Source organism: Wolbachia endosymbiont of Armadillidium vulgare str. wVulC (genome assembly GCF_001027565.1).
GTDB lineage: Bacteria > Pseudomonadota > Alphaproteobacteria > Rickettsiales > Anaplasmataceae > Wolbachia.
This window is the reverse complement of sequence record NZ_ALWU01000003.1, coordinates 18,682-29,286: the sequence shown is the minus strand read 5'-3', so window position 1 is coordinate 29,286 and position 10,605 is coordinate 18,682. Positions and strand designations below refer to the sequence as shown.

Annotated in this window: 7 protein-coding genes, 1 tRNA gene, 1 other RNA gene and 4 pseudogenes; 8 read left to right on the top strand and 5 right to left on the bottom strand. The window is 35.7% G+C overall.

The genetic code is table 11. The annotated features are described in order from the left end of the window. Window positions 1-140: 140 nt before the first annotated feature. Window positions 141-833 (bottom strand): annotated as a pseudogene (locus tag wVul_RS08585) (IS4-like element ISWpi18 family transposase); the annotation flags it as partial. A 92-nt stretch (window positions 834-925) separates the two neighbouring features. Here wVul_RS08585 and wVul_RS03195 point away from each other — a divergent pair. The 6 genes and pseudogenes from wVul_RS03195 to wVul_RS03175 form a co-directional block, all read left to right on the top strand. Then, window positions 926-1,237 carry a hypothetical protein gene (locus wVul_RS03195; protein ID WP_047759152.1) on the top strand — a complete coding sequence of 104 codons (312 nt, stop codon included), beginning with the start codon at window positions 926-928 and terminating at the stop codon, window positions 1,235-1,237. Window positions 1,238-1,302: 65 nt separating this feature from the next. Next, a complete protein-coding gene (locus wVul_RS03190; protein ID WP_179943848.1) occupies window positions 1,303-1,803 on the top strand; it encodes a hypothetical protein in 501 nt (166 codons plus the stop codon). Continuing rightward, window positions 1,800-1,937, top strand: coding sequence for a hypothetical protein (locus wVul_RS08580; RefSeq protein ID WP_153295509.1), 138 nt, complete (start codon window positions 1,800-1,802; stop codon window positions 1,935-1,937). The genes wVul_RS03190 and wVul_RS08580 overlap by 4 nt, the downstream gene beginning before the upstream one ends. Window positions 1,938-1,941: 4 nt before the next feature. Next, the gene (gene ppa, locus wVul_RS03185) at window positions 1,942-2,460 is read left to right on the top strand and encodes an inorganic diphosphatase (RefSeq protein ID WP_047759151.1); all 519 of its coding nucleotides are present in this window, start codon (window positions 1,942-1,944) and stop codon (window positions 2,458-2,460) included. A 99-nt stretch (window positions 2,461-2,559) separates the two neighbouring features. Continuing rightward, window positions 2,560-2,653, top strand: a tRNA-Ser gene (locus tag wVul_RS03180). A 209-nt stretch (window positions 2,654-2,862) separates the two neighbouring features. After that, a pseudogene (locus wVul_RS03175) lies at window positions 2,863-3,228 on the top strand (IS110 family transposase); the annotation flags it as partial. 70 nt (window positions 3,229-3,298) lie between these two features. Here wVul_RS03175 and wVul_RS08575 read toward each other — a convergent pair. The 4 genes and pseudogenes from wVul_RS08575 to wVul_RS03160 all read right to left on the bottom strand — a co-directional run bounded on the left by wVul_RS08575 (window position 3,299) and on the right by wVul_RS03160 (window position 7,629). Then, window positions 3,299-4,391: pseudogene (locus tag wVul_RS08575) on the bottom strand (IS256 family transposase). A gap of 80 nt (window positions 4,392-4,471) precedes the next feature. Next, window positions 4,472-4,741, bottom strand: a pseudogene (locus wVul_RS08570) (IS4/Tn5 family transposase DNA-binding protein); the annotation flags it as partial. A 141-nt stretch (window positions 4,742-4,882) separates the two neighbouring features. Next, an RNA gene (gene rnpB, locus wVul_RS03205) (RNase P RNA component class A) lies at window positions 4,883-5,230 on the bottom strand. Between the two features lie 83 nt (window positions 5,231-5,313). Beyond that, window positions 5,314-7,629, bottom strand: coding sequence for a hypothetical protein (locus wVul_RS03160; RefSeq protein WP_238580385.1), 2,316 nt, complete (start codon window positions 7,627-7,629; stop codon window positions 5,314-5,316). 852 nt (window positions 7,630-8,481) lie between these two features. Between wVul_RS03160 and nuoE the strand changes: the two genes are divergently transcribed. Then, window positions 8,482-8,982: an NADH-quinone oxidoreductase subunit NuoE gene (gene nuoE / locus wVul_RS03155; protein WP_047759149.1), complete on the top strand. Its 501-nt coding sequence runs from the start codon at window positions 8,482-8,484 to the stop codon at window positions 8,980-8,982. Continuing rightward, window positions 8,983-10,194, top strand: a complete 1,212-nt coding sequence (tgt, locus tag wVul_RS03150; RefSeq protein WP_047759148.1) for a tRNA guanosine(34) transglycosylase Tgt — start codon at window positions 8,983-8,985, stop codon at window positions 10,192-10,194. Window positions 10,195-10,605: the final 411 nt, after the last annotated feature.

The following is a 10,605-nucleotide window of genomic DNA, read 5'->3' as shown; positions in this document are numbered from 1 at the left end:
CAATTATTACTTTTTTAAATAACTTGCACTTTTCAGACTCCCTTTTCTTAAAAATTCACCCTAGTATTTACCATAATTATCAATCGCTTCAAATTTTTTGTCCAATCTTAACTTCTCTTTCCCTTAACTTAATGGCAGTGCATACTAGATGGGCTTTCCGGCTTAAACATAGCGTTTATTTCATTGAAAGACGAACTTGGACAGCGAATTATATAATTGATTTTCCTTCCTGTAAGCTCAGCAAGAAATCGATAAGATACGTATCCTCTATCACAGATTAACAAATCGTCTGATTTTATGGATTCAAGCATACCGATCGCTAAATCAACCTCATAGCTGTCACCTCTACTTAGCACAGATTTTATTGCAATATTATTTAGCACATCGTAGCAAACTTCAAAGGTTGCACTTGTATAGTCTTCAAATCTCTGGATTCCATTCCATACTGCTCTTGAGCCAAACTCGCCTATTATTTTGTCGCTCTTTGGCAGAATCAGTATTGAAGCATCAAATGCAAGTACTCTGAAGCCATGGTGGGTTTTAAATTCCTGATCTTGGTAGTATAGGGAAACTATATCATCATTTAACTCTGAAAACGCAGTATGCTTTAGCTTCTTTCTTGCTTGAGTAAATGCACTTGCCGTAATTGTGTAATCTTTTCTTGTATGCAGAACAAACTCATTAAGCATTACTTGTAATGACTTTACACTCTTTCTAAAAATCAGGAGAAATACATTAATGAAGGGCAGCTTTCTTTTTCGTGAGAAGTCTTTTGAGGATGCTCTGTGTGCGTTTATAAAGTTTAAACTCATCAATTTATTTTTTATAAACATGATTATTCTTTTTTTTACTCATGTCATTACTTCTTTTAATTTGTGGATCTTACCTGATTTTACAATACAGTCCATCACTTTCCCTTAACTTAATGGCAGTGGAGTATGTATTAGGTAGTAACAATAAACAAAAAGGAGGGTATAAAAACACGTTCTGTAAACTAGCTTTAGGTATGTTTATATTATCTGTTGGATTATATGCTGCTGACTATTTCCTTATGAAACAAAGGTTATTCAACTCAATAACAAATACTATACCACAAGCTAATCTGATGGTTGCTGCAGTACTCACTATTGTAATAGTATATGCTTTATTTCAACTACTGAAACCACCGCAAGAACCACCGCTTTCAATAATCAATGGAGCGACAAACGAGAACTTGATGCAGCATCATGTAAAATAAGTTTATAAATGTAGCAACTTCAAGGTACATATTGTATAATACTCACTCCTGATAAGAGGTAATTTATGGGTGCGCCAAGCAAAGTGCGTAAAATTCAGTTAGTGAAAATCCAACCTAGGCAAAGTCTAGCCAACAGCCTAGAACAAACCATTATGCTGCGTAAGGTAACGAACGTAGTAAAGCTAATGGAATGGACAATACAGGGTGCAACGAAAGTGAAGGTATTGAGTTCCGAAATTGCCAACATCATGGAGGTCGACACTTTCCATATAGTGGAAGACAGTATGAAGGATAACGACAAGGCAAGTTATCACTCACTCTATCGGGATCTGAGGCCGTGTCATGTATTGAGATGGAGTTTACGTAAACTTGGGAGATCCTTTGTATTCCTATTAAGGTACGTTGAAACAAGTCAACAAAGGCAAGAACTAACGGAAGATACAAAGGAAGTCGGACTGATTGATAGTACTCAGAGTGTGAGAAAGCCACATGCAAGGGGAAGCAATCAGCGGTATAGTAACTGGTTTAGGGATTGTTACACCAACACAACAGAGGTTGGAATATGATGCAAGGAAAACTAAATCAGATAGCAGTAATCAAAGATGCTGTGAATGCTACACTGAAGAGCCGTATGCGGGAAATTCGCAAGTACGGTTCTGTTGGGGGGATCGTAGCAGTTAAACCTAATAGGAGGATTTAAAGTTATGATCTCTACCGGACACTTAAGCAAAATAACGATAAAGCCAGATGCAATAAGTGTAGTAATTGAAATAAGTGCAAATGCTGAACCTGTAAAGTATGAATTTAACAAAGAGCTCGGGCTATTACAAGTTGACAGATTTTTGTCTACGTCAATGACTTATCCTTGCAATTATGGATTTGTACCAAACACCTGTGCAGGTGATGGAGATCCTGTGGATGTTTTGGTGCTAACTCAATTTCCTTTAGCGCCCGGGGTTTTGATATCGGTGCGTCCAGTAGGTGCATTACTAACTCAGGATGAAAAAGGAGAGGATGAAAAAATATTAGCTGTGCCTATCTCCAGTGTTGATAGCTATTATGACAATATAAAGAACTATTCTGACTTACCTAAAAACCTACTAGATAAAATTGCTCATTTCTTCTCTCATTATAAAGATTTAGAAAAGGGAAAAACGGTAACAGTTGGAGAATGGGCTGATGTAGAAAAAGCAAAAAAAATCATTGAAAAAAGTAGAAATTAGTTTGCATTAGAGCTGCTTAGAAAAATATTGTTGTTTTTAATATTGCAGTTAAAAGCATTAGACAGGCAGTAAAGGTCTTGATATTATAGTAATTAATTTGGAAGGGTGGCCGAGCGGCTGAAGGCGGCGGTTTGCTAAACCGTTATACGATTGAAAAGTCGTATCGAGGGTTCGAATCCCTCTCCTTCCGCCACTATGTCAAATTTCTGTACTCAATTGAGTGTTAATTATTTTTAACCATAAAAAATATTCAATTTTTGCGGTAGGTCTTACGTCTCCAACTATCTAAATTAGTTCAATATATCAAAGAAAAACAAACTGTTTCGAAAATTTTAACCACTATGTAGCAAATTTCATTTGATTAATAAAAAATATAATCTAAGTTCTATTTAATTTGATTGCAGCCCAGGTAATAAAATCACTGGAGAAAAAGTGTTTAGCACGAAAACTTGTAAAGTCGTAAATCGTGCTGCAAATGCCTTACGGCTTGCTGCACAATGTGTATCAAAAAGTAATACTGCTCTTGGTTCACAATGCAGAAAGTGGAAAAAACGACTGGGAGCTCCAAAAGCGATCACTGCTATGGCAAGGAAATTAGCATGTATCTTTTATAATATGCTAAAGTATGGACAAGAGTATGTCGAAAAAGGAATTGATTCTTACGAAAAACTTTATCAAAACAGGGTTATGAAAAATCTGAGTAAAAAAGCTTCTGAATTTGGCTATATCCTGGTAAAAAAAGATGAGTTAGTTCAAGGAGTTTCTTAGGAGAAAGGATCAGTTAATTGAAGGAGTTTATTAGGAGGGAGTGTTAAATAAACTGTGTCAAACTGCATTTTTAATTCAACTCAATTTTCAATCTGTTGGGAAAGAAAATGTCGAGCTGAGATATAGTCAATGCCCAATCATGTACAGGCATAGTCCATTTCTCCTCCACTTTCTTTATAGCACAATATACCTGTTTATACAAGGCATTTATGCTAGTAAATGAGCCCTTGGTTTTGGTGAATTTCCTAATTTGCCTATGTAGCCCCTCTATGGGATTAGTAGTATAGATTATCCTCCTAACTGGGTCGGAATACTTAAAATAACCAGATAGGTTTTCCCAATTATTCTGCCAAGATTATAGGGTACTTTGTGCCCCATTTTTCATCTAATTCCAACAGATAATTCTCGGCAATTTCCTTACTTGAAGCTTTTCTTTAAATCACTCAAAAAACTCTTTACTAGCTACATACTTCAGTGAGTTACGTATCTGATGCACTATACACATTCTGCATTAGGGAACACACCGTTTATTGCTGCAGGAAAGCTTTTTAGCCCATCTACACATGCAATTAGAATATCTTCCACTCCTCTCTCTTTGAGATCATTTAGTACTCCCAACCAGAACTTCACTTTCAGCTAAATAAAACTTCTTTTCTGCCATTTTGCTAATATATTATACATACATTTACTTACACAACTCCTTAAAAAACCATGAAAACTATCGGATATACAGACTGCAGCGGACGACTACGCCATTCGTTGATTACTGTTTGTCAGTAATACTTGATATCTCTGCCGCCGATATTTTGTGATCGTAAATTTCCTCAATATGTGACGCTATATCTCCATGCCACTGGCAAATGTGCTTAAGACCTTTGCTTCAAGTTCTGTTGTTTGTCTTTTTCTAACTATTTGGGGTTCAAAGCTTCCTTCCCTGTCTCTAGGTGTTAACAACTCAAATGAGTTGTACGTAAAGTTTTTCCCATTTCTTCGATTATTTTCTTCGCTTTCACCAGACAAGTGGTGTTCTATTTCACCTTCCAGACTTGCCTCAAGCAGCTTTTTTATAAACGGTGTTATCTCTTCCTGTTAGCGGTCTTCCTTCTCGTATAGACGACATCTTTATAATCTACCAAACCGGTAGTTTTATTTACTTGACTCATGTCAAACCTCCGTTTTTTTATATCAATTATATTTTTATTTCTTGGTTTGACACAGTTTATTTAACACTCCCTATTAGGAGCATATGAAATGTAATTTGTATCACAAGAACTCTTTTGTGAGCTTTCATTCTTTCAGCTGTTTTAGCAACATGTGAAGCCAAAATCTCACTTTCTTTTACATTCTTATTTTGAAAAAAGCGTTTGCTTCAGACCAACTTTCACATGCCTGATTGATTGAACTTTCAGGCATACTTACTAACAATATTTACTAATCGGTCAGTTAGTCTTTTATCTCCTAGTATAGCATTTCCAAATTCATGTTTAGCCCATTCATTACTCTCATTTGCCATTTTTATACCCTCAATATTTGCACACTTTAATATTCTAATCCTTTATTTTTATGTCCATTTATATTTGTGGGTAATAGTAAGCACGTAAAGGGTACGTGAAATGTTTTTTATATTTACATAGTATGGCTGACATTCACGCATTGCCTAGGTGAAATATAAGCCGAGTTCTGTTTATGTAGCTATTTATCTGGAGTAAATGTTACCATTTACTTCATGCGATTTACCCGAGTAGATATGAGAAAAACATAAAGTCTACTTCTATTTAATCTTGCTCCTAGTGTTGGTTACTTGACTACCAATGTTGCCATTGTCATGGTGTGCTCTTACCACACCTTTTCACCCTTACCTAATAATATTTTAGGCGGTAATTTTCTGTAGCCCTATAACTGGAGTTACCTCCGGCGGGTATTACCCGTCACTATTTTTCCTTGGAGCTCGGACTTTCCTCTGCTATGTTTATCACACAACAGCAGCTACTTATTTCACCCAGGAACTATATTTTAACATGAAAATTACAAAAGCAAAAGACAATTTCCTAACAGTCTACATACTAAAAACACTCAGACAAATAGCTAAAGGTGATATTCCGGCACATCATCACTATCCCAAGATAAGCTTTTTTCACTTTTAGACTCCAGTTCAGTTAATCGAGATCCTGGTCCACCGCTTAAAGACGATGAGCTACTTCTTGATCGACTACTACTTTCTATTGATATACTGTTTAGTACTATTTCAGATTGATACATAGTTTGCATAGATATATGGCTCATTCTGTTACTAGCGATAAAAATTTCTTCATCGCTATTGCCACTTGAAGATGATAGCCTTCTATCATTGAAATTAGTTAGTTCTAACACAGGAGCAGCATTACTACTCTTAACATATTTATATGCTATGAATCCTATAATTCCAGCAATACCTATTGCTCCAATTAAAGATCCCCCTATTATTCCTGCCCTATCAGACCCTATAGCAAGTTGAGTAAGCTGTGGTGAAGCTGTAGATTGAGAAAATAAAGTTGTAGTGAGCAGAGGAGTTGTTGCCTTTGTTCTAGTACTTGGCATAATAGACAATGTTTGTATAGTTTTCTCTGAGTTTGTTGTTGGCACATTAGTTGGCATTGTAGTAATCATAGCCGATTGTGAGGTTGCAATAGTTTCAGCTATTGTTGTTGGTTCTGATGACGTAGATGTCGTACCTGTTTTAGTTGTTAATTCTGTTAAAGGTTTACTCATCGTAGTACTTCTTGCTTTAGAAGTCGACGCAATAGTCGCTGCTGTAGATTTTACAGTACTTGTCTCGGTTTCCGAAGGCACACTAGTTGACGTTGTAGCAACCGTGGTTGTTTGTGGAGTAGTAGTTGTTTTTGCTACTGTTGTTGGCTCCACTGTTGTAGATTTTATTGTGCTTATTTGAGTTGTTGACTCCATCGAAGGTTTACTCGTCGTAGAAGTAGGTGCAGCGGTAGTTGATGCCTCTGTTGTTGTCTCCACTGTTACTGTACTTGTTTGAATTGTTGACTCTGTTGAAGGTTTACTCGTTGTAGAAGTAGGTGCAACGGCTTCTGTTATCAATTTAGTAGTCTTCAAAGCGTCAGTTCTTGTTGTCCCGGTAATTGCAGCGGTTGACGCTCCTTTAGAAGTCATAACTATTTTCGTAGTAGTTATAGGAGCCACAGTACTGCTGGAAATGATACTAGGCGTCAATTGACCGTTAATGATATTAACAAAATCACTGAGAGCTTTGATACTACTTGTCGGTATTATCGTTGCTTTAGAAGATTTTCTAGAGCTCTCTCTATTAAAAGTTATGATACTTTCTCCACTTACCGCAGTTACGATAAAACCTTCTTGACCATTGTCTTTAACGTACAATTGATCTACAGGATCTTTAAATTCATGAATAATAAAGTTCGATTTTGATCCATTCTTAACAAGACTTATTAAATGTAACGTTTGTTTATCAGACAACCGGTCTTCTGCAAGAAAGGCAACTAGATCATTGCCTTTGATTCGCTTCACATACTGTAAAAAATTTATTTCACCTGGATTAGAAGTAATAGATGACGCTGTATCTATTTGACATTTTTTCTTACCAAGCAAACATTCGTCGATTCCCTTTCTATTCTTCAGATCCTCAACCACTTTAGCCATATCGAACTTAAAAATATTTGTTCTTACTTCTTGATTCCCAACAATGTTTTTCCTCACTTGCGAATAAAGCATCGTGTTTCCATCTAATGCCAGTTGCCCTGGGTTACCAAATTCCAATAATTTTCTTTCTGTGATACGTTTTTTTCCAGCTAATGCTTTAAATTTTCCACTTCCATCTGATTTTAAATACCAAGAAACTAAAGCTTGATCCTTTAAGTTATGAGCGATTACAATGACATTACCATTACCAACTTTTACTGCTTTTGGTTGAAAGTAACTATTGTCTTCATTTGCAAGACTATCTCTATTAATGTTCTTGTATAATTTTACTTTTCCTACGTATTCAACTAAGGGAACATTAATTGAATGCTTGATTTCGTAAGTGTTGAATGTTAAGCCTTTGATGCATTTTTCTTCTTTGTTAGTTTCTTCTGTAGGAAAGATAACTCCAACTTTATCTACTTCAGCTGAATTTTCTATTAGTGTGGGAGATAATTGGCCCTTGAATTCATTTGCTACGTTGACGCCTGTATTACACTCGTATGTTTTTGATTGATATAATGGACTAATAAGTAACTTTACTCTACTGCTTCCATTACCGTTGTCTTGATAGCTAAGTCCATAAGCAACTCCATCTCCTTCAATCAACCCTACGTTTGCTGGGTTAAAACCTATCGCTTCTTTAACTTTCAGTATAGTTGTATTAGCTCTAAATAATCTACTTAATATAAGCATAATTATATTTAAAATTTTAATAAAATGCTATTATGATTATTTCTATATGTAACGTCAATAAAATTTTAACTAAAATTAAGAAATTAATTTTTAAGTACTCTGAGATAATACGCTAATAAACCCAGACTTTCCATAGACAATATGTTTCCTTTGAAACCATATAATAAATTTAGCAGCTTTGTTGACAACAGAAACTCCTTTACAAATCCCCCAAATTTCCTTACCATGATAGTAAGGGTATTTATGACTCAAAACTTGTTTTTGACCTGCAGGCTCAATGACAAAATTCAGTAAAAAACTCAGGGTATTTATTGGCGGATTACATAAAATTATAGCGGCTGCATGTCTTTTTTATTTTTTCTACATTCAGCCAAATCGCGCTTATTTTAAGCGTTAGCACATTATTACAGCGCCAGTTTAAATTATTATAGAGTCAAAACTCACTACTAGGGGATTCTTTTGCCTTTTTTCTTTGCTTGGTAAATTTTTTAATATTTTTAATTAGCTATACATACTGACATCATATCCCAGTGCGTAATACTATGATTCAGAAAAACTAAACGCAAATTGCATAATTAAAGACTAGATTCCAGTGTCAGCTACTCGGATGACAATACAGAGGCTATTGAGATGACAGAAAAGAGTACTGAGATGGAAGGAGAAGGGATGCTTGAACGACAGAGCACCATTAGGTGATAAGTGTGGGAGTGAAGCTTACAGACACAATCAATGTGAACTGCGGTGTTACAAAAACTCCAACATTTAAAGTCATTGCCTTTTTATGTAAGAAGTCTAATTGTAATTATTAGTCTTTCAGATATAATCTGTTGAGATTTACATGAACCTTATTAGATGAAAGAGAAAGAAGAGCAGTTTAGTTTTACATCAGACAACCTCAGGAAAGCGAAAAAGTCTATAGAGATGTATCCTAAAGGTAGAGAAGGTAGCGCTGTCATGCCTTTACTATATCTCGTACAAGAACAATGCGGATGGGTTCCTGAATCTGCCATGCGCTATGTTGCTGATATGCTGCATATTCCACATATTCGCGTATATGAAGTGGCAAATTTTTATACCATGTATAATTTAAAACCAGTGGGTAAATATCTGATACAAGTTTGTAGAACAACTCCTTGTTGGTTATGCAATAGCGAAGAAGTGTTAAATACCTTTAAAAAGAAACTTGGAATCAATATCGGTGAAACTACTAAAGATAATCTATTTACTTTAAAGGAAGTTGAATGTCTTGGTGCATGTGTTAATGCTCCCGTTGCGCAGATCAATAATGACTTCTATGAAAATCTTACTCCTGAGAAAGTAGAAAACATCATAACAGAACTTTCAAGCAAATAGATGGAAAAGTTCTCGTTTAGGATAATCAAGCAATCAGGTTCTGCAAAAGTTGGCATTATTAAAACTCCAAATGGAAACGTAGAAACACCAGCATTTATATTTTGTGCAACCAAAGCTGCTATTAAAGCTGCAGATATCGAGAGAATCAGAGAAGCAGGTACTCAGGTAATACTTTCCAACACCTATCACCTAATGCTTCAACCGGGAGAGGATACTGTGGCAAAGCTTGGTGGCTTGCACAAGATGATGGGATGGAGTGGACCAATGCTCACTGATTCTGGTGGATACCAGATATTTAGTTTAGGACACGGATCAGTTTCAGAAGAGATAAAGGGAATAAGACAGAAACAAAAAACTCTGATCAAAATTAACGAAGATGGGGCAATTTTTCGTTCTTACATAAATGGTAAAACTTATTGTCTAACTCCTAAAAAATCGATACAAATTCAACAAAAATTAGGTGCAGATTTAATCTTAGTTTTAGATGAATGTACTCCATTCCATGTTAGTAAAGAATACACAAGAAAATCAATGCTCATGAGCCATAGATGGGCTGAACGTTCTTTAAATGAGTTTGAAAAAAATAATGATGGCAAACAGGCGCTGTATGGAATTAGCCAAGGCGGAGTGTATCAAGATTTACGTAAAGAAAGTTGTGATTTTGTCAACGATTTGCCATTTTTTGGTCAAGCAATAGGTGGATCGCTTGGTCAAAGCAAAGAGCAGATGTATGATGTAGTTTCTTTTACTATGGAACATTTAAAAAAAGATAGGCCTACTCATTTACTTGGTATTGGTGGCATTGTGGACATTTTTCGCGCAGTAGAGCTTGGTGTTGACACATTTGATTGCGTGCATCCAACTCGCCTTGCAAGACATGGTGGCGCACTTGTTAAAGTAAAAAACAGAGATTCTATTTCTTCAAAGTGCAAAGAGCATATTAATTTGCGAAATCAACGATTTGAGCTAGATGATAACCCAATTGAAAGTGACTGTTTGTGCTTTACCTGCAGGAAACATTCAAGAGCTTATATACACCATCTACTGAAAGCTAAAGAGTTGCTGGCTTACACACTTGTTACCGTTCACAATGTTTTCTTCATGAATAAGTTAATGGCATCTATAAGGCAGGCAATATTGGATGATAGGCTAGATCAAGAGAAAAATAATTGGATTAGTGAAATACCATTGCACTGTGAATTATACACCTAGTTCATATTTTTTCTACGCTTATTTTATATTCCTTAAAACAGAAAAAGCCTTCCTCTTCCTACTCTTTCTTGGCTAATCCATAGTTAGCGTTTTTTGCGCATGTGCGTTGCATTTTTTAATCTTCTTTAAAAACTCGACAGTACATTATATATACGGGTACACTAAAAACGTGGTTTTTATGAGGCATTTATGGTAAGCATCGAACAGGCAAAACCTGTCAAACCAAAAAGAAACTCCCTAATTTAAGTTTTTAGTAATTTGTTGGTATAATTGCGTAGGAAGCACTTCTGCAGTTATGACCGATATCCCAATGGTGCCACAGTGCCCGTTGGTTAGCATGGTTTTGAAGGTGACGGTTAAACCATTGATGGAGTCTATTCAGACTACCTCGTTTAGGAGAGTGCCTTAATT